This is a genomic window from Lentzea fradiae (assembly GCF_900100955.1).
Lineage (GTDB): Bacteria > Actinomycetota > Actinomycetes > Mycobacteriales > Pseudonocardiaceae > Lentzea > Lentzea fradiae.
On the sequence record NZ_FNCC01000002.1, the window covers coordinates 1 to 24,344 of the forward strand.

The window sequence follows — 24,344 nt, forward strand, 5'->3', positions numbered from 1 at the left end:
CTCTTCGACGCCTTCCTCTCCTTCGCCGGCGAAGGAGAGGCCGCGGCGCTGCCCGACACCGGCGACCTGGCCGCCGACCTGAAACTGGTCCTGCGCGCCACGGTCGACGAGCTCGCGGACCCGAGCACCGACCTGGCCATGCGGGCGATGAACGTCGAGATCGTCAACGACCCGGCACTGGCCGCCGAGTACGCGGCCCGCCTGGACGGCCCGATGCGGGAGCTGAAGAGGGAACGCCTGCGCGCCGCCGTCCGCGCAGGCCAGCTCGCCGAGGACACCGACCTCGACACGGCCGTCGACCTGCTGTGGTCACCCGTCCTCGCGCGGTGGCTGCACCGGACCGGTCCGCTCACCCACGAGTACGTCGACGGCCTCGTCGACACGGCCCTGCGCGGGCTCCGGCCCCGTTAGGCGGGCGGCGTGAAGAAGTTGACCAGGTTGCCGTCGGGGTCGCGGAACAGCAGCGACCGGTTGCCCCACGGCATGGTCGTCGGCTTCTGCACGACCTCGGCCTCGCCCAGGCGCTCGAACGCGGCGTCGACGTCGTCCACGCGGAACTCGATGATCACCGTCCGGTTCGACTCCGGCTCCGCCGACCCGGCGCCGAACAGCGCCACCGTCTCGGCGCTGCCGATGGCCAGCTTGACCGGGTGGGCGATGACCTCGGCGAACAGGTCGGACCGCCACTCCACGGGCAGGCCGGTGACGCGCTCGTAGAACCCGGCGAGCCGGGCGACGTCGTTCGTGATGACGCGGATGGAAGCGAACTGCACTGCGTGTCCTTTCATCGGGGTACGACGGACACGCTAGGAGCAATACTGGACAGGATCCGCCCGGTATAAGAAGGATTTGCGTTGTGACCCGCCCCATCGCCCGCGTCCTGGCCTTGCTGGAAATCCTCCAGAGCGGTGGCACGAGAACCGTGGCCGACCTGGCCGAACGCTTGGACGTCGACGAGCGCACGGTCCGCCGCTACGTGGACCGCCTGCTCGACCTGGACGTCCCGGTCCGCTCGGTGCGCGGCCGCTACGGCGGCTACCGCCTGGCGCCGGGCTACCGGATGCCGCCGCTGATGCTCAGCGACGAGGAGGCGCTCGCTGTCCTGCTGGGCCTGGTCACGGGTCGCCGGTCCGGCAGCATCACCACCTCGGTCGCCGCCGTGGAGAGCGCTGTCGCGAAGGTCCGCCGGGTCCTGCCCGCGTCACTCGGCCAGCGCCTCGACGCGTTGGTGCAGGTCACCGACTTCACCGCCCCCGCGAAACCGGCGCTCGCCGCGGACGCCGACGTGCTGCTGACCGTCGCCGAGGCGGCCCGCGACCGCAGCCCGGTCGCGCTCGCCTACCTGGCCCGGCACGGCGGCGCGAGCGACCGCGTCGTCCACCCGTACGGCGTGGTGGCGCACGCGGGCCGCTGGTACGTGACCGGCGCGGACTCGACGAGCGGCGAGGTGCGCACGTTCCGCGTGGACCGGATCAGCGCCGCCGAGGTGCGGCCGGGGACGTTCGACGTGCCGTCCGGCTTCGACGCGGGCCGGCACGTGCTGACGTCGATCGCCGAAGCACCGCACCGGCACGAGGTGTCCGTGCGGATCGAGGCGACACCCGACGAGGTCCGCGCCGTGTTCCCGCAGGCCGTGGCCTCACTGGAGGAGGAGGTCCCGTGGACGCGGGTCCGCATCCGGGCCGAGCGGCTCGACTGGATCCCGCCGCTGCTGGCCCGGCTCGACCGGCCGTTCGTCGTCGAGCGGCCCGCGGAGCTGCGCGACCTGATCCGTGCGCTGGCGGCACGGCTGGCGGCTCACGCCGACGCGTGACCGCACGACCCGCGTGCGATGAGAGTCGGCTCGAAGACGACCTCCACCGGTGAGCCCGGCTCCTCCACGATGATCTCCGCCGCCCGGCGTCCCATCTCGTACGACGGCTGGGCCACCACGGTGATCCCGAGCGCGCTCGCCCACGGGAAGTCGTCCATCGTCAGGAACCCGATGTCGTCGGGCATCCGCAGCCCGCGCGCGGTCAACGCCGCGTGCACCGCCACGGTCAGACGGCCGGTCGTGCACACGATGGCGTCGGCACGTCCCAACAGTGCCGCCACGGCCTCGTCGACCTCGGCCTCGTCACCGACCTGGACCTCTTCCGGCTGTGGCAGGCCGTGCTCCGCCAGCCGGGACCGCAGGCCCTCCGCGCGTTTGACCTGCGTGGACCTGTCGCGTCCGCTGATGACGCCGACCCGTGAACGCCCGCACCCGGCCAGGTGCCCGGCCATCAGCCGCCCGGCCGCCACGTCGTCCAGGCTCACCGAGTGCAGCCCTGCGGCCGTACGTGCGACGACCACGCACGGCGTGCCGTTCTTCGCCATCCGGCGTGCGTGGTCGTCCGTTGTCTCACCGGCCGTGATGACCAGGCCGCGCACCCGCTGCTGGTCCATCGCCCGCACCTGCGCGGCCTCCCGGTCGGCGCCGCGGTTGGTGTTGGCGAGCAGCACGGGGCTGTCGGCGGCCGTCGCGACCTCGTCGATCCCGCGGATCAGGTCCAGGTAGAACGGGCTGCTCAGGTCGCGGATGACCACGCCGATCGTGCTGGCGCGGCCCGCGAAGATGCTCCTGGTCAGCGCGTTCGGGCTGTAACCGAGGGTCTCGGCCGCCTCCCACACGCGCGCGGCCGTCGACTCCGCGACGAGACCGCCGTTGAGCACGCGGGAGACCGTCGCCGTCGACACCCCCGCGTGCGCCGCGACGTCACCGATCGTGACTCGCTTCATCCGCGACCAGCCTGCCTTCCCGGACGACGACCTCGCCGCCGATCATGACCGTCCGGACATTCTCCAGCGCCGCCGGGGAGGTGACCACCAGGTCGGCGACCGCGCCCGGCTCGATCCGGCCACGTCGCGGGGCGAGACCGGGGAACGCGTCGGCGACGGCGGACGTGGCCATCGCCACGGCAGCGGGCAGGCCGACGACGCCCGCACGGGTGGCGCGGTCGACCGCCAGCAGGACCGGGTCGTGATGGCCGGCCGCGTAGTCGGTCGAGATCGTGTCGACCAGGCCCGCCTCGAACAGCGCGAACAGCAGGTCCTTCAGGTGCGGCCGGACGCCGCCGAACGTGTCCAGCACGGACACGTCGACCACCACACCCCGCTCCTTCAGCCGTTCCGCGTGCTCGACGGCCTCGCGCGGCGTGAAGCTCGGGTGGTTGGAGTGCCCGGCGACCAGCCGCACGTCCCGTCCGGCGAGCCGCGCGACCTGGCTCATCGACGCGGCCGCGTTGTGCACGAGCACCGGCACGTCCAGCTCCCGGCCCAGGTCGGCGGCTTCCGCCAGACCGCGCAACGCGATGTCGAACCCCGGCAGCACGACCCCCGACACGATCTCGCGGGCGTCCTCGACGGACAGCTTCCCGGTCAGGCCCGCCGCCGCCAGCGCCTCCTCCACGGCGTCGCGGTCGAACGCGGCCGTGCTGATGTGCCTGCCCAGCACCGCGACCTTCAGGTCGTTCGCCCGCACCGCCGGCACCGTCACGCCGGTGCGCCGCGCGATCTCCCGCGGGATGTAGAGGTAGCTGGCCCCGCCACCGCCGAGCGTGTGCCCCGAGCCGATCTCGCCGAGTGCGACAGCCCCTTCGGCCACGGCCCGGCGTGCGGTGAAGGCGCGGTGCTCGTCGGCGAGCCCACCTCCGTCGGTGATGGTCGCGGCCTCCAGGCACGCGGGTGTGTTGCAGGACGCGGCCTTGACGTTGACCGGGTGCGCCTCGTCGGTCCTGGCCGCCGCCTCCGCGGTGATGAACCCGTCGACGCAGAGCAGCGTCGTCGTCCCCTCCAGCAGATGCCGGTCCAGGTTGGCCTTGACCTGCGCGAACGGCAGCGGCTCGTGGCCGCTCGGGAACAGCGGCCCGAACGCCGTGCCGTGCGAGTGGTGGTTGATCAGACCGGGCAGCACGAGCATCCCGGCCGCCTCGACGACCCGCGCCGACGGGTACTCGCCGTGGCCCGGCTCGACGACCTCCCGCACCGTGTCACCCTCGATGACGACGTCGACCCCGCGCCGCGGCTCGGTCCCGCGTCCGTCGACCAGGTCGCCACCCCGCACGACCGTCGTCATCGCTCGAACCTCTCGAACCGGAACGCCGCCAGCGCGTCGTCACGGTCCTTCCCGAGCACCTCGTCCGCCACGAGCTCGCCCGCGTGCAGGCACAACGTCACGCCGCTGTGCGAGACGGCGAAGAAGTAGCCGCGCAGGCCGGTGACCCGTCCGAGCACAGGCAACCCGTCACCGGGAATCGGCCGTTCACCACGGCGCACGCTCTCGACCCGCGCGGCCCGCATCCCGGGGTAGTACGACGCCGCGTCCCGCAGCAGGCCCTCGACCTGCTCGGTCCGGTCGATCTCGCCCGAGTGCAGGAGCACCCGCCCGTCACCCTCTGGCCGGAAGTGCACGTCCGGTGCGTGCACAACCCGTGCCAGCGGCACGGCGACCGGCGAGGTGTAGACGAGCACGCACGGCAGGTTCCGCATCGGCAACGCGAGCCCGGCCATCGCCGCCACCTCACCGGCCCGCGGCCCGGCGCAGTTCACGACCGCGTCCGCCGACAGGTGCGTCCCGGACGCCAGCCGCACACCCCGCACCGCGTCGCCGCCGACCTCCAGCCCCGTCACGGCGTCACCGGCCACCACCTCGACGTCGCGGGAGAGCAGGTGCCCGACCAGCCGCACCGGCTCGACCCACCCCTCGTCGGGGAAGAACCCGATCCCGTCGCCGGGGAGCCGGTCCGGGTCGAGGCCGGGTTCGAGCTCCACCGCCTCGGCCCGCGTCAGCAGCTCGGCCGCGTACCCGGACTCCCGCAGCGCCTCGACCCTCTCGGACACGCCGTCGCCCCAGGTCAGGGCGCCTCCGCCGTGGTACCAGCCGCTGAGCGGCACCTCGTCCGCCAGCCGCCGGTGCGCGGCCATCCCCGCCACGTTGAGGTCGTGGTAGACCGACGGCCGTTTGTCGCGCGAGTTGACCCACGAGAACGACGCCCCGGACGTCCCCGCCCCCGGCGCACCGGCGTCGACCACCGTCACCGTCGCGCCCTGACGAGCCAGTGCCGCTGCGACAGCGGCTCCGTAGACACCAGCACCCACCACGACGACCCGCATCCTGACCTCCGCAGTCCTGCGCACCCGTTGGTGTAACTAGTTGCATGTAACTAGTTACACCTGCTGTGGGGCGTGGTCAACCGCGCTCCGGCACCACAACCTCGACCGTGACGTGCGGGTTCGCCATCAGGTTGTGGAACCAGACCGGGTGGCGCGGGCTGCCGCCGTGCGTCCCGAAGACCGCCCAGCCGTCATCGACCACCTCCAAGCCCTCACCGGCTACGCCCGTCACCACGCGATCATGGGGAACTTCGCCCTGACCTGGGCGGACCCGGACCTGGAGGGCATCGCGCAGCTCCGCCTCGTCATCGACGGGCTGCGCACGGACCACCGCGACCCGCTGCCCGACGACCAACCCCCGGCTCAGGCTTGAGCGAGGTCCGTGAAGCGCGAGTAGTGCAGCTGGTGCGCCACCGTGATGGTCGCCGTGGGACCGGCACGGTGCTTGGCGATGATCAGGTCCGCCTCACCGGCGCGCGGGTCGTCGCGTTCCCACGCGTCCGGGCGGTTGATCAGGATGACCATGTCGGCGTCCTGCTCCAGCGAGCCGGACTCACGCAGGTCGGACAGCATCGGGCGCTTGTCGGTGCGCTGCTCGGGACCGCGGTTCAGCTGCGAGATCGCGATGACCGGGACCTCCAGCTCCTTCGCGATCAGCTTCAGGTTCCGGGAGAACTCCGAGACCTCCTGCTGACGTGACTCGGACTTCTTGCCGGAGCTCATCAGCTGGAGGTAGTCGACGACGACGAGCTTCAGGTCGTGCCGCTGCTTGAGGCGGCGGGCCTTGGCCCTGATCTCCATCATCGTGAGGTTCGGGCTGTCGTCGACGAACAGCGGCGCCTCGCTGATCTCGCTCATGCGACGGGCCAGGCGCGTCCAGTCGTCGTCGGTCATCTTGCCGCCTCGCATGTCGCCGAGGCGGATGCGGGCCTCGGCGGAGAGCATGCGCATGACGATCTCGGTGCGGCTCATCTCCAGGCTGAAGATGGCGCTGGTCATGCCGTGCTTCACCGAGCACGAGCGGGCGAAGTCGAGGCCCAGCGTCGAGTTGTGGGTCGGGATCATCGTCTTGCCCGCGAGGTACAGGTGGTCGTGGTTGTCGACCTCCACGCACCGCACCGGCACGGACGCGACGGGGCGCACCGCCGTGATCTCCACCTGGTCGTGCCGGCCGAGGCCCGCGACCAGCTCGTCGACGTCGGCGCGCAGGCGGGCGAAGCGGCCGTCGATCCGCAACGCGGCCAGCAGCTCCTCGCGCTGGCGGCGTGACGCGCGCAGGTACGCGACCGGGATGTGCGGCTCGTCGGCCAGGCCCAGGTCCTTGGCCGCGCGCAGCTCGTCGTCCGTCAGCTCCAGGTCGCCCAGGCCCGACAGGAACAGGCCGAGCGCGCGGGGCGACAGCGGGAGCGCGGCGGTGGGCAGCTCCCACGCCGCCGACAGCCGCACGAACATCCGGCACACGCCGACGCGCTCGAACAGCTGCGCCGTCGTGCGGATGGCCCAGAAGCCGCCGGTCTCGCTGCACGACTCGGTGAGCCACTGGTGCTCGGCGTCGGCCACGACCACCGTGCCGTCGGAGAACTCCACCTCGAAGCACGGGCGGCCCGTCATCACCTCGGTGGCCGCGACCACGCGCGTGGGCCTGCCGTCCGCGCCCATCAGGAACGAGCCGACGGCGACCTCGCCCATCGTGGTCCAGCCGGTGGGCGTGGGCAGCGGGGTGTCGAGCGCGAGCGCCTTGCCGACACCGGGACGGGCGGCGACGATGATCATCTGGCCGCCGTGCAGGCCGTTCGTCAGCTCGTCGAGGTCGGCGAAGCCCGTCGGAATGCCCTGGGAAATGCCGCCGCGCGACGCGATGGCGTCGATCTCGTCCATGGTCGGCTGGAGCAGGTCCTCCAGCGCCACGTAGTCCTCGGTGGTGCGGCGGTCGGTGACCTCGTAGATCGCGGCCTGCGCGCGGTCGACCACCTCGTCGACGTCCGCACCCTCCGCGCCGTTGTACCCGAGCTGCACGATGCGCGTGCCCGCCTCGACCAGGCGGCGCAGCACGGCCTTCTCGGCCACGATCTCCGCGTAGTACCCGGCGTTCGCGGCCGTCGGCACCGTCGCGATCAGCGTGTGCAGGTACGGCGCGCCGCCCACGCGCAGCAGCTCGCCGCGCCGTTCGAGCTCGGCGGAGACGGTGATCGGGTCGGCGGGCTCGCCACGGCCGTACAGGTCGAGGATGCAGTCGTAGATCGCCTGGTGGGCAGGGCGGTAGAAGTCGTTGGGCGCGAGGGCCTCGATGACGTCCGCGATGGCGTCCTTGGACAGCAGCATGCCGCCGAGGACGGACTGCTCGGCAGCCAGGTCCTGGGGCGGCTGGCGCTCGAAAGCGGGCTCCGCCATTCCCCGGTCGTCCACCAGCGCCACTGCCGAATCACCCCTGCGAAGAAGTCGAGAACCGGTGCTCAGTCCCCTAGTTGTACCTCGGAGCACCGACAATTCCGGGCGGCCACGCTGTGCGATGACCTCGCCCCGGCAGCGACGCTAGAGGGACCCGTCCGGAGCAAGCAAACCAGCGTGTGGATCGTCCTGTGGACAACTGGGGGACAACTTGTGGATGGTTGCCCACAGGGATGGAGGAGCTGGGGACAACCTGTTGACAACTGCTGGGGTGACAGAAATAACGCCAGCTCAGAGCCTGTGTACAACTTGTGGAAAAAGTTGTGGGCCACAGCGTCGGCGTGTCGCGGAAAACACCGTCTTCGGCGTGTCGCGGTAGGACGGGGCTCCGGGTTTATCCACAGGCGGTGGACAACTGTGCACTGGTCCTGACGAGCGAAAGCGCCACCCGCCCGGAGCAGTCCGGGTGGGCGGCGCTTTCACGGATCTCACTCGCCCCGGCAGGGGCGGCCGTTCACTCTCCGGCGCTGACGACCAGCGGGAGGGAGACGGTGACCTCGGGGTGGAGGCGCACCGTCACCGAGTGCTTGCCGGTGGTCTTGATGTGACCCGGCAGCTCGATGGCGCGCTTGTCCAGCACCGGACCACCGGCGGACTTGACGGCGGCCGCCACGTCCGAGGTGGTGACCGAGCCGAAGAGCTTCTTCGAGCCGGCGGCCGCCTTCGCGGTCAGGGTCACGCCACCGAGGCCCTCGAGAGCGGCCTTCAGCTCCTTGGCGTGGTCCAGGTCGCGCACGCGCCGGGTGTCCTGCGCGCGGGTGATGACCTGGATCTGCTTCTGCGCACCGCGGGTCGCGACGATCGCGAGACCGCGCGGGAGCAGGTAGTTGCGGCCGTAGCCGTCCTTGACCTCGACGATGTCGCCGGGCGCGCCAAGGCCGGAAACGTCAGCGGTGAGGATGAGCTTCATCGCGAATGTTCCCTTCTCTTAGCGGGCGGTCGAGGTGTAGGGCAGCAGGGCCATCTCACGGGCGTTCTTCACGGCAACAGCGACGTCGCGCTGGTGCTGCGAGCAGTTGCCCGTGACGCGGCGAGCACGGATCTTGCCGCGGTCGGAGATGAACTTGCGGAGCAGCGTCGTGTCCTTGTAGTCGATCAGGGACGCGCTCTTGTCCTTGCAGAAGGCGCAGACCTTCTTCTTGGGCTTGCGCACAGGCGGCTTGGCCATGTGTCTCTAACTCCTGGAATACGCAGTGATCAGGTTCTGGATGACCGGTGCAGCGGTCTAGAAGGGGGGCTCGTCGGCGAAGCCACCCGAGCCGGCCGGCGGGGCGGAACCCCACGGGTCGTCCGCGGGCGCGCCGCCGCCACCGCCGCGGGACTGCTGGCCGCCGCCGCCGAAGCCGCCGCCACCACCGTCTCCACGGCTGACCTTGTTGACCTTCGCGGTCGCGTAGCGCAGCGAGGGGCCGATCTCGTCGACCTCCAGCTCCACGACGGTGCGCTTCTCGCCTTCCTTCGTCTCGAAGGAACGCTGGCGCAGCCGTCCGGAGACGATCACTCGCGAACCGCGGGTGAGCGACTCGGCCACGTTCTCGGCGACCTGCCGCCACACGTTGCACCGCAGGAACAGCGCTTCGCCGTCCTTCCACTCGCCGGACTGGCGGTCGAAGGTGCGGGGCGTGGAGGCCACCGTGAAGGAGGCCACCGCGGCACCGCTCTGGGTGAAGCGGAGTTCCGGGTCGGCGGTCAGGTTCCCGACCACCGTGATCGTCGTCTCACCAGCCATGTCTTGGGAGCTCCCCTACTTGAGGTAGGTCAGGCCGACTTGGCGGCTGACTTGGCGGGCTCACGGCGCAGGACCTTCGTCCTGAGCACCGTCTCCTGCAGACCGAGCTGGCGGTCCAGTTCCTTCACCGCGTCCGGCGTCGAGGTCAGGTCGAGCACCGCGTAGATGCCTTCGGTGTTCTTGTTGATCTCGAAGCTCAGCCGGCGCTTGCCCCACACTTCGACCTTCTCGACGTTGCCGCCCGACGTCTTGATGACGTTGAGGAACGTGTCGAGGGACGGCGCGATCGTGCGCTCGTCAAGGCTGGGGTCGAGGATGACCATCACTTCGTAATGACGCATGAGGACCACTCACCTCCTGTGGACTCACGGCCACGGGCTTTCCGTGGCAGGAGGGTCGTCGCGTCAGCAACTGACAAAGGTTAACAGGGCGAGTCCAACGACTACGCGGGGGTGCGGCGCAGCACCCAGGTCCGCACCAGCGCGCCCGTCACCAGGGCCAGCATCAGCACCGCCGCCAGCACCGGAACGCCCACGCCGCCGGGCCCGCCGAGCCGGGGCAGCGCCGTCGCGCGGCCAGCCGCCTGCACCGAGTCGTCCGCGATGCCGGTGCCGGTGGACGCGCGCGGGACCTGCGAGCCGTACCGGACGCCGGGCGAGGGCGAGTACAGGCCGGGCGTGGCGAACGGCAGCGAGCCGTAGGTGAACAGCGGCACGCGGCCGAAGTTCGCGCCGACCGGGTAGAGCGAGAAGTCGCGGTTGCCGGGCGCGCCCGCGCCGACGCCGCTGACGCCGCCGGGGTTCACCCCCGGCTGCTGGGGGTTCGTGCCGGGCTGCTGCGGCTGCGGCTGGGGCTGCTGGGCCGGCGGCTGCTGCACGCCCGGGACGAGCGCCTCGACGACCCCCTGTGAGGTGTCGGCGACGGCCTTGCTGCCGTCCTGCACCGGGGCCACGACCTGGTTCACGGCGGTCACGGTCACCTTGCAGCCGCCGCTCAGCGTCGCGCGCACGGTCTGGTCGAGCGTGCCGAGGATCGGCCCGAGCAGCGGGATCTTGGCGACCTCCGCCATCACCGCGTTCGCGATCGTGCCGCCGGTGATGGTCGTGGTCCCGACCTGCACCGCGCCGATCGGGATGGGCTTGGTTTTGGCGAACGCCTGCTTGAACGGGTCGGCGAGCGGCGGCCCGAGCAGGGGCACGGCGCGCACCAGGTCCGTCACCGGCTGCGTGACGGCGGCGGGACTGAGCGAGATCGGGGTGCCGGGCGCGCCCTGCACGGACGTCGCACAGCTGCCGATGACGATCGGTTCCGCGGCCTTGGCCGGGGCAGCTCCCACGCCGGCGGCGGCCAGCGTCAGAAGCGTCACTGCGGTCACGCTCGGCAGTCGCATGCCAACCCCTTTCCTACTCTCAAGTAACGACCGTAGGTCCTGGTGGTGACGCAGACCATCCCCACTTTTCCCGGTTACTCCTATCGGCGGCGGCTGCGTCGGCGTTGCGGACGCCGACTACCCTGCGGGTCATGCGCATCGGGGCCCATGTACGCGACGACGACCCGGTCGGCGCCGCGGCCGAACGCGGGGCCGACGTCGTCCAGTTCTTCCTGTCGGATCCCCAGGGGTGGAAGAAGCCGAAACCCCACCCGCAGACGGAGGCGCTGCTCGCCTCCGGCCTCGACGTGTTCGTGCACGCCCCGTACATGATCAACGTCGCGTCGCTGAACAACAAGATCCGGATTCCCAGCCGGAAGAACGTCATCCAGCACGCGGAGGCCGCCGCGACCGTGGGCGCGCGGGGCCTGGTCGTGCACGGCGGCCACGTCACGAAGGGCGAGGACCCGGCCGACGGTTTCGCGAACTGGCGCAAGTTCTTCGAGCGTCAGGTCGCCGAGGGCGGCTTCGCCGTGCCGGTGCTGATCGAGAACACCGCGGGCGGCGACAACGCGATGGCGCGCTCGTTCGACAACATCAAGCGGCTGTGGGACGCGGTCGGCGAGTTCGGCGCGGGGTTCTGCCTCGACACCTGCCACGCGTTCGCCGCCGGTGAGGACCTCGTCGGCATCGTCGACAGGGTGAAGGCGATCACCGGCCGGATCGACCTCGTGCACCTCAACAGCTCGCGCGACGAGTTCGGCTCCTCGCGCGACCGGCACGACAACATCAGCACCGGCACCATCGACGCGGACCAGCTGGCGGCCGTGGCCGCGAGCGCGGGGTGCCCCGTCGTGGTGGAGACGCCGGACGAGGGCCAGGCCGACGACATCGCCTTCCTGCGCGACCGCGCCGGACGGTGACGACCGTGCACGAGGTGGTGAGCGTGACGCCCGAGCGAGGCGACGCCGGGCGTTTCACGACCCGCTTCGGCAGACCGGCCGCCGTCGTGCTCGTCCTGCTGTGCGGGTTCACGCTGCTGCTGGGCTTCGTCAACAAGGACCGCTGCACCGGTCCCGCGTTCGACCAGTGGGGCCGCACGCAGCCCGACTACGACGAGCGCAACAAGCAGGACGTCTGCTACTCCGACATCCAGCACCTCTGGATCGGCCGCGACATCGACCGGCACGTCTTCCCGTACGTCGACGGCGGCATCAACGACAAGGGCATCCTCGTCGGCGGCTCGGTCGAGTACCCGGTCCTGTCCGGCCTGCTGATCTGGGCCGGTGCGATCTTCGCGCAGAACGACGCGGAGTACCTGCTGTACTCGGCGCTGCTGATGGCGCCGTTCGGCCTGCTCACGGGCTGGCTGCTGGGCAAGCTCGCCCGCTGGCGCGCGCTGCTGTGGGCGATCGGGCCACCGCTCGTGCTGTACGCCTTCCACAACTGGGACCTGCCGGTCGTGCTGTGCTCGGTGGCCGCGGTCTACGTGGTGCACCGCTGGAACCGGCCGCTGGTCCAGAGAGCCACGGTCGCGTCCGTGCTGCTGGGGCTCGGGTTCGCGTTCAAGGTCTACCCGGCGGCGTTCGTGCTGCCGCTGATGCTCTTCGTCGCCACCGGCGGCTGGCGCGGCCAAGAGCTGCCCGCGGGCAAGAAGGCCGACGTGGCCGGCGCGGTGAAGGTCGGGCTCGCCTCGATCGTCACGGTCGTGCTGGTCAACCTGCCGTTCGCGTTCGCGGGCTACGAGGGCTGGCTCGCGTCGTTCGAGTTCCAGCAGCTCCGCCGGGTCGACATCACCACGAACTCGATCTGGTACTGGGGCCTGCGGCCGTTCATCGGCGACGACCCGATGCAGTCGCTGGTCGGCGTGCTCTCCCCGGTCATGGTCCTGGTGTCGTTCGCCGTCGCCGCCGGCTACGGCTGGCTGCGGTTCCGGCGCGAGGGCAGCTACCCGTGGATCGCGGTGTCGGGCGCGATGCTGTGCGGCTTCATGCTGCTGCACAAGGTCCACTCGCCGCAGTACACGCTGTGGCTGGTGCCGTTCCTCGTGCTGCTGCGGGTGCGGCTGGTGTGGGCGTTCGCCTACTTCGTCGTCGACCTGGCGATGGGCATCGGGATCTTCCGCTGGTTCTGGGCGATCGAGTTCGGCCAGCCCGCCGGGATCTACGACAGCTTCTCCGCGCAGGCCGTGATGATCGGCGTCTGGGGCCGTGCGGCCCTGCTCGTCGCCCTGTTCGTGGTGTTCCTGAAGGCCAGGGACGTCACGGAGGACGACCGCGACGACCTGAAGTTCCTCCGCGGGGCTGTGGCAGCGAAGGGCTGACCGCCGCAGACTGGACTCGTGAAACTGATCTTCGCGCTGGTGTTGGTGCTGGTCTGCGGCGCCTCCGGCGTGCCGGCGCGGTCGGAGGCCGTCCGCTGGCTGCCCGTGTGGCAGGCCGTGCCGACCCTGCCCGCCGGAGTGCCGGACCACGTCGTGCGCACGACCGTCGACCTCTCCGCCGGTGGCTCCTCGGTCCGGGTGCGACTGTCGAACCTGATGGGCATCGAGCCGGTGCGCGTCGAGCGGGTCACCGTGCAGGCGGACGGCCAGACGCGCGAGCTGACGTTCAACAGGTCCCGCGCGGTCACGATCAGGGCGCGCGACGAGGTCTACAGCGACGCCGTCCGGCTGCCCGTCACGAAGACGCTGGAGATCAGCACGCACGTCCCGGGCGGCACCCCGTGCCAGGCACGCGCGTGGAACACCATCACCTCGGCCCGCGCGTACATCTGCCTCGTCTCCGCCGTCGAGGTCGCGGGCTTCTCCGCACCGGGTGCCGCGGTGATGCTCGGCGACTCCATCACCGAGGGCTACGCGGCCGGCACCTGGCCCGCGCTGGTGGACAGTGACCACGCCGTGCTGAACGCGGGCATCAACGGCAACGGCGTGGTCGGCGGCGACGCGCCGATGGTCACCCGGCTGCACCGCGACGTCCTGTTCAGCCGCGAGGTGCGCGAGGTCGTGATGCTCGGCGGCATCAACGACGTCCAGCGGGACGTCACGGCGGCGGACGTCATCGCCGGCATCCGCTCCATCCGGCAGCGGTGCGAGCAGGCGGGAGCGCGGTTCCGGGTCGGCACCGTCACGCCGTGGCGGGGCTGGCCGAACTGGAGCGAGGCCAGGGAGCGGCAGCGCCAGGAGCTGAACGCCTGGATCCGCGCCACCTTCCCCGACGCGATCGACTTCGACGCGGCCCTGCGCGACCCCGCCGACCTGCTCAGACTGCGTCCGGAGTTCGACTCAGGTGATCATCTGCATCCGAACGCGGACGCATTCGGTGTGATGGCGCGCCTCGTGCGGGTGTGACGAGCCGCCGGTCGGGAGCCCCGGCCAGCACGCCCTCCAGCGGGTCCTCGCCGGACTGGCGCACGAGGTCGCGTTCCGGCCGGTAGATCTCCCTGACGATGATCACGCACAGGAGGACGACCGCGGCGTCCCGCAGCAGCACCGCGCCGAGGAACCAGTCGATCGGCAGGCCCTTGTTGTCCGTGCCGAGGTAGAAGTACATCCGCGGCACCCACACGAGCGCGTCGACGGCCATCCACGCCAGCAGCAGCTTCCAGCGCGGCAACGCGAGCACCGCGAGCGGCACCAGCCACAGCGAGTACTGCGGGCTCCACACCTTGTTCGTCAGCAGGAACGCCGCCACGACCAGGAACCCGAGCTGCGCGAGCCGCGGCCGGGTCGGTGCCGACAGGGCCACGTACGCGATGCCCGCGCAGCAGACGAGGAACAGCACCATGCTCACGGTGTTGAGCACCGTCGGCGGCTGCCCGTGCGTGAGGCCGGGGTCGAAGCCCTGCCAGCCGGTCCACTGCTGGACCACGTTGTAGAGCGTGTCCGGGTCGGCGTTGCGTTCGGTGTTGAGGCGGAAGAACTCCCGCCAGCCCGTCCGCGAGGCGGGGTTCAACGCGATCGGCGCGTTGACCAGTGCCCACGCGGCGATGGCCGACCCGGTGGCGACGAGCCCCGCTCTGAGCCGGTCCGAGCGCCAGCACAACAACAGCAGCGGTCCCAGCAGGAACAGCGGATAGAGCTTCGCCGCACCGCCGAGCCCCAGCAGCACACCGGCGAGCGCGGGTTTCTTCCGCGCCCAGGCCAGCAGACCGGCTGTGGCGAACGCCGTCGCGATCGTGTCGAAGTTCGTGAACGCGTGGACGATGACGAGCGGTGACACGGCGACGATGGCCGCGTCCCACATCCTGCGCCGGGCGATCTGCGCCACCGAGAACACCGTCACCAGCCACGCCACGGCCAGCCAGAACGCGGTGACGTTGAAGAACACGATCACCGTCATCGGCAGGCCGGGGACGAGCGCGACGAGCCCCTGCGCCACCCGCGCGTTGAGCCACATGAACAGGCCGGTGACGACCGGGTACTCCATGTACCGGACGTGCTCGGTCGGCTTGCCCTCGTCGTCCTTCCACGACGTGATGTACGGGAAGGACCCGGGCTGGTCGAGCCGTTCCGCGGTGTAGAGCGGCACCGTGTCGGAGTAGCAGAGCGCGGTGAACTGGCGGCTGCCCCGCCAGTCGAGCTGCACCTGGCCCTTGTCGTCCACGTACTGCTGGATGCACGGCGACTTCTGCACCCAGCCCGCCAGCAGCGTCAGCACGGCGAGCAGCAGGATCACCCGCGCCGCCGTCCAGAAGTAGTTCCTGCCGACCAGCGCGTGCCTGCCGAGCGGACCGCCGAAGGGTCTGCTCAGCGACCGGGCGAGCGGCTCGGTCCAGGTGGGTGCGACCCGTTCTTCCGGGGTGAGCGAGGTGGTGTCCTCGGCGAGTTCGGGGGCCTCGGCTGGACGCTCGGCAGGGCTGCTGGGCACGAGCGGATCGTACGGCCCTGCCCGTTTCGCCGTGGTCAACATCCCTGGACCGGTCCCGGAAACGACGAAGGCCCGGTGCTCTCGCACCGGGCCTTCGTCTCGTTCTACGTGTTTCCAGGATCTCGGACCCCGTTGCCGACCCCGGGATCCGGATCACCCGGCTTCGGCTTGGTCGTCGTCGTGGTCGGGCCGCCGCAGGGCGGGAACAGGCCACAGGTCTCGGGCGGCTTGGTCGACGTCGGCCTGGACGGCTCGGTCGACGAGGGCTTGTCCGGCTTGTCCTCTTCCCGCTCCGTGCTCTGCGGCGTGCTGGTCGCCGACTGCGTCTTGGGCGGCGGGTTGTACTGGTTGAGCGGCTTGGCCTTCGGGAACTTCTCGTTCGGGGTGCCGGCGTGCGCCTTGTCCATGAACAGGCGCCAGATCTGGCCCGGCACGCTCGAACCGAAGATGTTCGCGCCCGCCTTGTCCCGGATGGGCAGGTTGCCCTCGTCCCGGCCGACCCACACGGCGGCGGAGAGGGTCGGGGTGTAGCCGACCATCCACGCCTTCGAGTTGAGGCCCGCACCCTGACCGGCGCTCTCCGACAGCTCGTGCGTACCGGTCTTGCCGGCGCAGTCGCGGCCACCGGCGCACGGGATCTTCGAGGACTTCGGGATCTCCTTCAGCACGTCGGTGACGTTGTCGGCGATGTCCTGGCTCTTCGTCTGGTCGGGGTCGAACGCCGAGATCGGCTTGTCCGCGTGCTGGTAGAGCACGGTCCCGTCCGGGCCGGTGATCTTCAGGATGAAGAACGGCGCGCGGTAGACGCCGCGGGCGGCGAACGTCGCGTAGGCGGAGGCCATGTCGAACGGGCGGACCACCGCCTGGTCACCACCGAGGGAGATACCGCCGTTCGGGGTGCCGCCGTCCTCACCGACCAGCAGCTTCTTCGGGCCGTTGCCGATGTTGACCTCTTCGGGGATGCCCGCCTGGTGCGCCGCCGCGACCGTCTTCGGGACGCCGACGTCGTTCACGACCATGTCGTAGAACACGGTGTTCAGCGACTTGATCATCGCCTCGCGGACCGTGCAGTCCTGGCCGCACGAGTTGTCGTTGCCGGAGTTGCGGATCGGGGTCGCGACACCGGGGAACGTGCGCGGCGACCTGCCGTCGTAGACGGTGCCGAGGCCTTTGCCGTCCTGCAACGCCGCGACGAGGTCGAACGGCTTGAACGACGAGCCGGGCTCCTGCAGCGTGCCCTTGGCGTAGTCGAACGAGCCGCGGCCACCACGCCCGCCCCAGTAGGCGCGAACCGCGCCCGTGGTCGGGTCGATCGCCGTCAGCGACGTCTTCAGCGCCTCCGGCTGGCCGCCTTCGAGCATGATCTCGTCCACGGCCTGCTCGGCCGCGGTCTGCGCCTTCGGGTCGATCGTCGTCGTGATGGTGACGCCGGTCTTCTGGGCCTGCTCGAAGGAGATCTCGGTCTTCTCGTCCTCGAGGGCCTGCTGGACCTGGTCGACGATCAGGCCGCGCGGGCCGTCCAGCGACTTCGGCTGGGTCTCGGAGAACGGCAGGGGCTTCGGGTACTCCTGCTGGTCGACGTACTCCTGGGTGACCCAGTTCTTCTGCCGCATCTGGTCCAGCACGAACTTCCAGCGCTTGGTCGAGTACTCCTGGTCCTCCGACCACGAAGGCGTCTGGATCATGCCCGCGATCAGCGCCGCCTCGGACGGCGTGAGGTCCTTCATCTCCTTCTTGTAGTACACCTCGGACGCGGCCTTGAAGCCGTTCGCACCACGACCGAAGTACACCGTGTTCAGGTACGCGGTGAGGATCGTGTTGTGGTCCGACTCGTTGCTCATCTTGTAAGCCTTGACGAGCTCCGTGAACTTGCGGGTGTACGTCTGCTCTTCGCGGCCGGTGGCCTTCTTGATGTACTGCTGGGTCAGACCCGAACCACCGGAGCTGCCGCCCGTCACCTGGATCCAGACGGCGCGGACGATCGCCTTCACGTCGAAGCCGGGGTTGTCGTAGAAGTTCGCGTCCTCGGCCGCGAGCACCGCGTTCTTGACGTTGTCGGGGATCTCCTCGTACGTCAGCATCGTGCGGTTCTCGCCGGGCGAGGTGATCTTGGTCATCTCGCTGCCGTCGGCGTACTGCAGCGTGATGGTCTTGTTCTGGTCGGCCGCGATGTCCTCCGGCCGCGGCCAGTCGACCATCGGGTACGCGACGGCGATGGCGATCACCGGGCCGAGGAGCATCAGGCCGATCGCGACGAAGGCACCGATCCGGACGCGCTTCCAGATCTTCTTCTTGCGCAGTCGGCGCTCCTCCTCCTCGGTGAGCTCCGGCTCGTCGTCGTCGTAGTAGTACTCGTCATCGTCGTCGACCGGAGCGCCGGCGAGCAGGTACTCGTCCTCGGGCTCGCGGTGCGTGATGAGCTCGGGCTCGCGCTGCGTCGGCCGGTTCACCGGCGGCAGCTGCGTCGTCCGCTCGTCGGCCGGCCTGCGCGGGGGCACACCGGGACGGCCGGGGCCACCGGCGGGTCCACCCGCGGGGCCGCCGGGGCCGTTCGGGCCACCGGGGCGGCGTGCGCCGGGAGGCGGGGGCATCGGCACGCCACCGGGAGGCGTCGGCGGACGGTTGCCGGGAACACCGGGACCACCGGGTCCTGCGGGTCCTGCGGGGCCACCTACCGGGCCGCCGGGTCCCTGCGGTCGTCCCTGGCCGCCCTGGGGTCCGCCTGGTCCGTTCGGGCGGCGTGGGGGCTGCTGCTGTGGGAAACCGCCGGGAGGCGTGCCACCCTGGGGAGGACGTGCGAAACCACCGGGCGGGGTGCCCGGTCGAGGCTGATTCGGGACATCACGTCTCGTGCCGCCGCCGTCCGGGTCATCCCCGGTCGGCCACTGCGGCTCGCCTCCGCGCTGCCGGTCATCATGCTGGTCGTTCACTTGAAATGGCCTCCCAGACCGGCGTGCCTCAGCACGCGGTTCGGTGGTCGTACTTCGTTCGGAGCAGGGTCAACCGTTCGGTCATTCCACTGCGGTCCTCCTGCGCGGCTTTTCCAGCCCACGCTTCCCCAGGACGTATGACTGCACCAGGTGGTTCCAACTGCACGTCCGACAGACTTCCACGACGTACACGGAGAACTCGTCGAAGAGGTTCGCCATCTTCACGAGTTCCTCAGGTGCGCGCGCGGAGCCGGCGGCGTGCTTGAGCTCGTCACCGTAGACCCACGAGACGTTCGTCAGGGGCTCCTTGCGACACACCGGGCACGGCACCTCGGTCGCCGTTCCGTGGAACTTCGCAGCTCGCAGCAGGTACGGCGACGCGTCGCAGACCTCCATGGTGCCCGTGCGACCGGCATAGACCTCCGCCAGCAGCGCACGGCGCTGCAGCGAGTAGTCCACCACCTGTCGTTGGGTCAACACGTCACCAGAGTACGTGCCGCCCGCTTTCCGATGATGGGCCGTTCAGGGCAGCAACTTCCGACGCGATATGACGGTGTGCCACATCCCACACTGAGGAGGCGTCTTCGATGTATCGCGGCGATATAATCACCGCACCTATCGGTGCAGGTGCGGGGAGGTGACTCGTGTTCGAGTTCGCGCTGCTCGGCCTGCTGCACGAGGCGCCCATGCACGGCTACGAGCTGCGCAAGCGCTTGCATGACCTGCTCGGAGCTTTTCGCGCGTTCTCCTACGGATCGCTGTACCCAACACTGCGGCGACTCCAGCGGGCGGGCCTGATCGTGGAGGAGGGGCCGGAGGAGTCGGCTCTCTCCTGGGGACGCCGGGCCCGCAAGGTCTACCGGCTCACACCGGAGGGCAAGGAGCGGTTCGCCGACCTGCTCTCCGACGCGGGCCCGCAGACCTGGGACGACGACTCGTTCGGGGTCCACCTGGCGTTCTTCTCCCGCACGCCGGCCGACGTCAGGATGCGCATCCTGGAAGGCCGCAGGCGGTGGGTCGAGGAACGCAGGGAAGGGCTCCGCGAGCGGCTGGCCAAGACGGGTGAGCAGATCGACCGGTACACCCGTGAGCTGCACAGACAGGGCCTGGAGAGCACGGAACGCGAGGTGCGGTGGCTCAACGAGCTCATCGCGCACGAGAAGTCCGAACAGGACGAGTAGTACCCAAAATGTTGATGAGAGAGGACTCGGCAATGGGCGAAAACCGCCGCACCGTTCGAGTGGCCATCGTCGGGGTTGGCAACTGCGCGGCGTCGCTGGTGCAGGGTGTCCACTACTACCGGGACGCCGACCCGAGCACCCGCGTGCCCGGCCTGATGCACGTGCAGTTCGGTGACTACCACGTGCGAGATGTCGAGTTCGTCGCGGCGTTCGACGTCGACGCGAAGAAGGTCGGTGTCGACCTGGCCGAGGCCATCGTGGCCAGCCAGAACAACACGATCAAGATCGCGGACGTGCCGCCGCTGGGTGTGACCGTGCAGCGCGGCCACACCTTCGACGGCCTCGGCCGCTTCTACCGCGAGACGATCGAGGAGTCCGACGCCGAGCCGGTCGACGTCGTCGCCGCGCTGCGCGAGGCCGAGGTCGACGTGCTGGTCTCGTACCTGCCCGTCGGCTCGGAGGAGGCGGACCGCTTCTACGCCCAGTGCGCGATCGACGCCAAGGTGGCGTTCGTCAACGCCCTGCCGGTCTTCATCGCGTCGGACCCGGAGTGGGCGGAGAAGTTCCGCGCCGCCGGCGTCCCGATCGTCGGTGACGACATCAAGTCCCAGGTAGGCGCCACCATCACGCACCGCGTGCTGGCGAAGCTGTTCGAGGACCGCGGCGTCCAGCTCGACCGCACCATGCAGCTCAACGTGGGCGGCAACATGGACTTCCTGAACATGAAGGAGCTGGAGCGCCTGGAGTCCAAGAAGGTCTCCAAGACGCAGTCCGTGACGTCGCAGCTGTCCCGCGACATCGGCAAGGACAACGTGCACATCGGCCCGTCGGACTACGTCGCGTGGCTCGACGACCGCAAGTGGGCGTACGTCCGCCTGGAGGGCCGCGCGTTCGGCGACGTCCCGCTGAACCTCGAGTACAAGCTCGAGGTGTGGGACTCCCCGAACTCCGCGGGCATCATCATCGACGCGGTCCGCGCGGCGAAGATCGCCCTCGACCGCGGCGTCGGCGGCCCCGTCCTCTCGGCGTCGTCCTACTTCATGAAGTCCCCGCCCGAGCAGTACTCGGACGCCGAGGCCCACGCGGCCGTCGAGGCGTTCATCCGCGGCGAGGAGTGACGTGAAGGGAGGGGCCGCCTCCGGGCGGCCCCTCCTCTCATCGCTTCGACAGCCGCAACGACTGCCAGCTGCCGTCAGCGGTCCACCCGCCGTCCACCGGCAACGCGACCCCGTTGACGTACCGCGCGTTGTCACTCGCCAGGAACCGCACGGCCTGAGCGATGTCGTCCGGCGCCGCGAACCGCCCCATCGGCACGTGGTCGGTGATGTCCTGGTCGACGTAGTACCCGCCGGCCTGTGACTCGACGTCCATCTCGGTCTTCACCCAGCCGGGACACACGGCGTTGACCCTGATCCCCCGCCCGCCCCACTCGACGGCGAGCGTGCGCGTCAACCCGATCAGCCCGTGCTTCGTCGTGTTGTAGGCGGCCCGGTCCGCGACCCCGCTCAACCCGGCGACACTCGCGATGTTCACGACACTGCCCGACCCCTGCGCGAGCATCACCTTGCCCAACGCCTGCGTGAGCAGGAACGGCCCGGTCAGGTTGACCGCCATGATCCGTTCCCACTGCTCGAGCGTCGTCTCCTCGAACGGCACGATCCCGGCGATCCCCGCGTTGTTGACCAGCACGTCCACCCGGCCGTGGGTGCTCGCCACGTGGTCGGCCAGCCGCTGCACGTCTGCGGCGTCGGCCACGTTGCCGACGATCCCGCCCTCGCTCTCCTGCAGGTCGAACCCGACGACGGCGAACCCGTCCTCGCGCAGCACCTCGGCGATCCGCAGCCCCATGCCCTGCGCCGTGCCGGTGACCACGGCAACTCGTTGCGTCATGCCGCCACGCTAGGCAGCGCACGGTCCCGGCGGGAGAGCCGTGCCCCCGTTCGTGGGGCTCAGCACCAGCTCCGCTGGCAGAGGTCAGAGGTCGATCAGGTCGGGTGTCTCGGCGCACAGCTCGTCCAGCACGCGCACCAGGTGGCCTGGCGCTTCCAGCACCGTCGTGTTCGGCTCCCGGCCCCACGTCGTGCCGGACGCGACCTCGGGCGCCAGGAAGACGTGCCTGCCGTGCTCCAGCGCGAGCCGGACCAGGCGCCGGGTGTGCTCATCGGCCTCCACGACGACCGTCGCGACGCAGCACCCGCTCATGACCGCGTCACGCACGGCAGCCTGGCAGGACGACGGGTCCGCGTCCGGCCAGAACGGGGACAGCACCGCGCTGGTCGTCCGCGAAAGACCGGCCTCTTCCGGACAATGGCGCAAGCCCGCGCCCGCCACCGAGACCGCGCGACCACCCGCCTCCACAGCCGCGAGTCGCGCTGTGGCGAGGCCGCTGTAGACGGTGACGCCGTGTCCCACCAGTGCCGTCACGATCTCGCGGGTGGTCTGCGCACCTCGCGCGCTCGGGCACCTGCCGCCGACCACCGCGACGCCGGTCCCGCCGAGTAGTTCGAGGGGCCCTCTCCAGGTCAGGAAGGGTGGCCGCTGATGCACCATCAGCAGCTGGACCGGGTACTGCTCGTCGAGCACGGTGATGAGCCGGATGCCCTCGTCCGTCCAGGACTCGATCTCCTGCTCGACCAGCTCCAGCCGACGGATGAGCTCAGGGCCCGAGAGGTCCAGCATGGCCACGGCCGAGCCCGCGTCCTCCACAGCAGTCGTGACGTCGGTCCAGCTCCGCCCGCTGTCGCGCAATGCGAGCAGGAGCGCCGCCTGTTCGCGCCGGTCCACCGCTAGACCACCGCGTCCGGCAGTTCCGAGATCGACCCCAGCACCCGCACCTGCTCCAGCACCTCACCAGCAGGCGGAAAGTGCGGGTTGGGCACCGCCAGCACGGTCATCCCCGCCGCCAGGGCCGCCTTCAACCCGTTGGTCGAGTCCTCCACCGCGTAACAGTCCTCGGGAGCCACCTCGAGCCGAGAAGCCGCCAGCAGGTACACGTCCGGCGAAGGCTTCCCGGCATCGCACTCCTCCGACGACACCGCCACGGGCACCGGCAGCCCGGTCACCTCGAGAAACACCCGGATCAGCACGGCGGGCGCGGAGGAGGCGATCGCCACCGGAAACCGCGAAGCCACGGCGCGAACGGCGTCGACAGCACCGGGGATCACCGGCAGGTGCTCGGCGTAAGCCTTCTCCATCTCCGCGATCACCCCCGCGGACACCTCGGCGGCGGGCAGCCGCACCCCCACGTCCGACACCAGGTAGGCCGCCCACTCGGGCGTGGACATCCCCTGCATGTCGCGCGTGGCGGTGGAGGTCCACACACCGCCATGAGCGGCGGCGAACGACTGGCGCACCTCGTCCCACACCTGCTCGGAGTCGATCAGCACGCCGTCGAGGTCGAAGATCACCGCTTCCACGTGCCCACCGTAACCACACCAAGAACATTTCGCTATGCTAAGTAAATCTGTTAGGGTGGCTAAGTGAATTTCCGATCTCAGCCCAAACAGGTCTGGATCACGGCTTTCGCGGCTGTGATCGCGTTCATGGGGATCGGTCTCGTGGACCCGATCCTGCTGTCCATCGCGGAGGGACTGAACGCGACACCGTCGCAGGTCACCCTCCTGTTCTCCTCCTACCTCGGCGTCCAGGTCGTCGCGATGCTGTTCACCGGCGCCGCGACCGCGCGGTTCGGTGCCAAGCGGACGCTCGTGGGTGGTCTCGCGCTGATCGTGGCCGCCACGCTGGCGTGCTCGGCGGCGGGGAGCATCGAGCAGCTCGTCGGTCTGCGGGCCTTGTGGGGGCTCGGCAACGCGTTCTTCATCGCCACGGCGCTCAGCGTGATCGTCGGTGCTGCCAGTGGCGGGCAGAAGGGGGCGATCCTGCTCTACGAGGCCGCGCTCGGTCTCGGTCTCAGCGTCGGGCCGTTGCTCGGTGCCCTGCTCGGCAGCGTCTCGTGGCGCGGGCCGTTCCTCGGCACGGCTGTGCTGATGGCCGTCGCGCTCGTCCTCTGCTCGATCTTCCTGGCCAAGGACTCGCACGAGCAGCGGGCCAGGATCGGTGTGCTCGACCCGCTCAGGGCGCTCAAGCAGCCCGCCCTGCTGCGGACGGCGATCGGGTCCGCGCTCTACACCGCCGCGTTCTTCGCCGTGCTGGCGTGGTCGCCGTTCGTACTCGAATGGAGTGCGGTCGCGATCGGGCTGATCTTCTTCGGCTGGGGCGTGTGCGTCGCGGTGTCCAGCGTGTTCTTCGCGCCGCGGCTGGCCGAACGGGTCGGCGAGAAGGCGGCCGTCATCGGGTCCGTGCTCGCGTTCGCGGTGCTCATGCTGTTGATGGCGGTGCCCAGCAAGCCGTTGCTGGTGGTGGCGGTGATCGTCAGCGGTCTGGTGAGCGGTCTGCTCAACACGTTGTTCACCGGGGCCGCGATGACGGTCAGCGACGCGCCGCGGCCGGTCGCCAGTGCCGGGTACAACTTCCTGCGCTGGCTCGGTGGCGCGCTGGCGGCGACGTTCGTGAGCCACCTGGCCCAGCCGTTCGTCGTGGCGGCGGCGTTGTGCGTGGTCGCCGCGGTGCTCCTCGCCTTCAACCGGAAGGACACCGACGTCGTACCTGGTGAAGCTGTTATCGCGGGCGAGCAACTAGTCGGTTAACGGATGGTGAACTACGGTCGGTCGCGGTCCACGCACCGAC

The 24,344-nt window shown here is 70.2% G+C and carries 26 protein-coding genes; 9 read left to right on the forward strand and 17 right to left on the reverse strand.

Annotation, left to right across the window (positions count from 1 at the left end; genetic code table 11):
* Nucleotides 1-411: TetR-like C-terminal domain-containing protein (locus tag BLT23_RS03920; RefSeq protein WP_143035812.1), on the forward strand; the 411-nt coding region annotated here is incomplete at its 5' end.
* On the opposite strand, the gene BLT23_RS03925 is transcribed toward BLT23_RS03920, so the two are convergent.
* Nucleotides 408-773, reverse strand: a complete 366-nt coding sequence (locus BLT23_RS03925) for a VOC family protein (RefSeq protein ID WP_090045778.1) — start codon at nt 771-773, stop codon at nt 408-410. The two genes, BLT23_RS03920 and BLT23_RS03925, sit on opposite strands and share 4 nt — an antisense overlap.
* A gap of 83 nt (nt 774-856) precedes the next feature.
* Here BLT23_RS03925 and BLT23_RS03930 point away from each other — a divergent pair, with 83 nt between their 5' ends.
* Nucleotides 857-1,813, forward strand: coding sequence for a helix-turn-helix transcriptional regulator (locus tag BLT23_RS03930; protein WP_176946594.1), 957 nt, complete (start codon nt 857-859; stop codon nt 1,811-1,813).
* On the opposite strand, the gene BLT23_RS03935 is transcribed toward BLT23_RS03930, so the two are convergent.
* The 4 genes from BLT23_RS03935 to BLT23_RS41265 all read right to left on the reverse strand — a co-directional run bounded on the left by BLT23_RS03935 (nt 1,798) and on the right by BLT23_RS41265 (nt 5,365).
* Nucleotides 1,798-2,760: a LacI family DNA-binding transcriptional regulator gene (locus tag BLT23_RS03935; protein WP_090045780.1), complete on the reverse strand. Its 963-nt coding sequence runs from the start codon at nt 2,758-2,760 to the stop codon at nt 1,798-1,800. The genes BLT23_RS03930 and BLT23_RS03935 overlap by 16 nt on opposite strands.
* Nucleotides 2,738-4,096: an amidohydrolase family protein gene (locus BLT23_RS03940; RefSeq protein WP_090045782.1), complete on the reverse strand. Its 1,359-nt coding sequence runs from the start codon at nt 4,094-4,096 to the stop codon at nt 2,738-2,740. Before BLT23_RS03940 ends, BLT23_RS03935 begins: the two co-directional genes overlap by 23 nt.
* Nucleotides 4,093-5,133, reverse strand: coding sequence for an NAD(P)/FAD-dependent oxidoreductase (locus BLT23_RS03945; protein WP_090045784.1), 1,041 nt, complete (start codon nt 5,131-5,133; stop codon nt 4,093-4,095). Before BLT23_RS03945 ends, BLT23_RS03940 begins: the two co-directional genes overlap by 4 nt.
* A 76-nt stretch (nt 5,134-5,209) precedes the next feature.
* Nucleotides 5,210-5,365 carry a nitroreductase/quinone reductase family protein gene (locus tag BLT23_RS41265; RefSeq protein ID WP_245743586.1) on the reverse strand — a complete coding sequence of 52 codons (156 nt, stop codon included), beginning with the start codon at nt 5,363-5,365 and terminating at the stop codon, nt 5,210-5,212.
* A gap of 9 nt (nt 5,366-5,374) precedes the next feature.
* On the opposite strand from BLT23_RS41265, the gene BLT23_RS42000 reads away from it, so the two are divergent.
* Entirely contained in the window at nt 5,375-5,506 is a 132-nt protein-coding gene (locus tag BLT23_RS42000; RefSeq protein WP_281248817.1) for a hypothetical protein, read from the forward strand.
* Here the strand turns inward: BLT23_RS42000 and dnaB are convergent.
* The 6 genes from dnaB to BLT23_RS03980 form a co-directional block, all read right to left on the reverse strand.
* Complete coding sequence (gene dnaB, locus BLT23_RS03955) at nt 5,497-7,524, reverse strand: replicative DNA helicase (RefSeq protein WP_218133660.1); 2,028 nt, start codon at nt 7,522-7,524, stop codon at nt 5,497-5,499. The two genes, BLT23_RS42000 and dnaB, sit on opposite strands and share 10 nt — an antisense overlap.
* 511 nt (nt 7,525-8,035) lie before the next feature.
* Nucleotides 8,036-8,491, reverse strand: a complete 456-nt coding sequence (gene rplI / locus BLT23_RS03960) for a 50S ribosomal protein L9 (protein WP_090045791.1) — start codon at nt 8,489-8,491, stop codon at nt 8,036-8,038.
* 18 nt (nt 8,492-8,509) lie between these two features.
* On the reverse strand, nt 8,510-8,749 hold the full coding sequence (rpsR, locus tag BLT23_RS03965; protein WP_030480165.1) for a 30S ribosomal protein S18: 240 nt from the start codon (nt 8,747-8,749) through the stop codon (nt 8,510-8,512).
* Nucleotides 8,750-8,806: 57 nt separating this feature from the next.
* Nucleotides 8,807-9,310, reverse strand: coding sequence for a single-stranded DNA-binding protein (locus tag BLT23_RS03970; protein ID WP_090045793.1), 504 nt, complete (start codon nt 9,308-9,310; stop codon nt 8,807-8,809).
* 29 nt (nt 9,311-9,339) lie between these two features.
* The gene (rpsF, locus tag BLT23_RS03975; RefSeq protein WP_090046787.1) at nt 9,340-9,651 is read right to left on the reverse strand and encodes a 30S ribosomal protein S6; all 312 of its coding nucleotides are present in this window, start codon (nt 9,649-9,651) and stop codon (nt 9,340-9,342) included.
* A gap of 101 nt (nt 9,652-9,752) precedes the next feature.
* Complete coding sequence (locus BLT23_RS03980; protein ID WP_245743589.1) at nt 9,753-10,676, reverse strand: hypothetical protein; 924 nt, start codon at nt 10,674-10,676, stop codon at nt 9,753-9,755.
* A gap of 155 nt (nt 10,677-10,831) precedes the next feature.
* Here BLT23_RS03980 and BLT23_RS03985 point away from each other — a divergent pair, with 155 nt between their 5' ends.
* Genes BLT23_RS03985 through BLT23_RS03995 form a run of 3 tightly spaced genes read left to right on the forward strand, consistent with a single transcriptional unit; the run spans nt 10,832 to nt 14,028 of the window.
* Nucleotides 10,832-11,602: a deoxyribonuclease IV gene (locus BLT23_RS03985; protein WP_090045796.1), complete on the forward strand. Its 771-nt coding sequence runs from the start codon at nt 10,832-10,834 to the stop codon at nt 11,600-11,602.
* Nucleotides 11,603-11,625: 23 nt separating this feature from the next.
* Entirely contained in the window at nt 11,626-13,002 is a 1,377-nt protein-coding gene (locus BLT23_RS03990; protein ID WP_245743591.1) for a glycosyltransferase family 87 protein, read from the forward strand.
* Between the two features lie 18 nt (nt 13,003-13,020).
* A complete protein-coding gene (locus tag BLT23_RS03995) occupies nt 13,021-14,028 on the forward strand; it encodes a GDSL-type esterase/lipase family protein (RefSeq protein ID WP_090045798.1) in 1,008 nt (335 codons plus the stop codon).
* Here BLT23_RS03995 and BLT23_RS04000 read toward each other — a convergent pair.
* The 3 genes from BLT23_RS04000 to BLT23_RS04010 form a co-directional block, all read right to left on the reverse strand.
* Nucleotides 13,940-15,547: a glycosyltransferase family 87 protein gene (locus BLT23_RS04000; protein ID WP_245743593.1), complete on the reverse strand. Its 1,608-nt coding sequence runs from the start codon at nt 15,545-15,547 to the stop codon at nt 13,940-13,942. The two genes, BLT23_RS03995 and BLT23_RS04000, sit on opposite strands and share 89 nt — an antisense overlap.
* A 104-nt stretch (nt 15,548-15,651) precedes the next feature.
* On the reverse strand, nt 15,652-18,138 hold the full coding sequence (locus tag BLT23_RS04005) for a transglycosylase domain-containing protein (protein ID WP_090045804.1): 2,487 nt from the start codon (nt 18,136-18,138) through the stop codon (nt 15,652-15,654).
* Between the two features lie 420 nt (nt 18,139-18,558).
* Entirely contained in the window at nt 18,559-18,957 is a 399-nt protein-coding gene (locus tag BLT23_RS04010; protein WP_176946595.1) for a DUF5318 domain-containing protein, read from the reverse strand.
* A 164-nt stretch (nt 18,958-19,121) separates the two neighbouring features.
* On the opposite strand from BLT23_RS04010, the gene BLT23_RS04015 reads away from it, so the two are divergent.
* Nucleotides 19,122-19,658: a PadR family transcriptional regulator gene (locus tag BLT23_RS04015; protein ID WP_090045809.1), complete on the forward strand. Its 537-nt coding sequence runs from the start codon at nt 19,122-19,124 to the stop codon at nt 19,656-19,658.
* Between the two features lie 32 nt (nt 19,659-19,690).
* Nucleotides 19,691-20,776: an inositol-3-phosphate synthase gene (locus BLT23_RS04020; RefSeq protein ID WP_090045812.1), complete on the forward strand. Its 1,086-nt coding sequence runs from the start codon at nt 19,691-19,693 to the stop codon at nt 20,774-20,776.
* Between the two features lie 37 nt (nt 20,777-20,813).
* On the opposite strand, the gene BLT23_RS04025 is transcribed toward BLT23_RS04020, so the two are convergent.
* From BLT23_RS04025 to BLT23_RS04035, 3 genes are all read right to left on the reverse strand, one after another.
* Complete coding sequence (locus BLT23_RS04025; protein ID WP_090045815.1) at nt 20,814-21,548, reverse strand: SDR family NAD(P)-dependent oxidoreductase; 735 nt, start codon at nt 21,546-21,548, stop codon at nt 20,814-20,816.
* Between the two features lie 84 nt (nt 21,549-21,632).
* The gene (locus BLT23_RS04030; RefSeq protein ID WP_090045817.1) at nt 21,633-22,442 is read right to left on the reverse strand and encodes a DNA-processing protein DprA; all 810 of its coding nucleotides are present in this window, start codon (nt 22,440-22,442) and stop codon (nt 21,633-21,635) included.
* A gap of 2 nt (nt 22,443-22,444) precedes the next feature.
* The gene (locus tag BLT23_RS04035; RefSeq protein WP_090045820.1) at nt 22,445-23,074 is read right to left on the reverse strand and encodes an HAD family hydrolase; all 630 of its coding nucleotides are present in this window, start codon (nt 23,072-23,074) and stop codon (nt 22,445-22,447) included.
* A 63-nt stretch (nt 23,075-23,137) separates the two neighbouring features.
* On the opposite strand from BLT23_RS04035, the gene BLT23_RS04040 reads away from it, so the two are divergent.
* On the forward strand, nt 23,138-24,304 hold the full coding sequence (locus tag BLT23_RS04040; protein WP_090045824.1) for an MFS transporter: 1,167 nt from the start codon (nt 23,138-23,140) through the stop codon (nt 24,302-24,304).
* Nucleotides 24,305-24,344 lie beyond the last annotated feature (40 nt).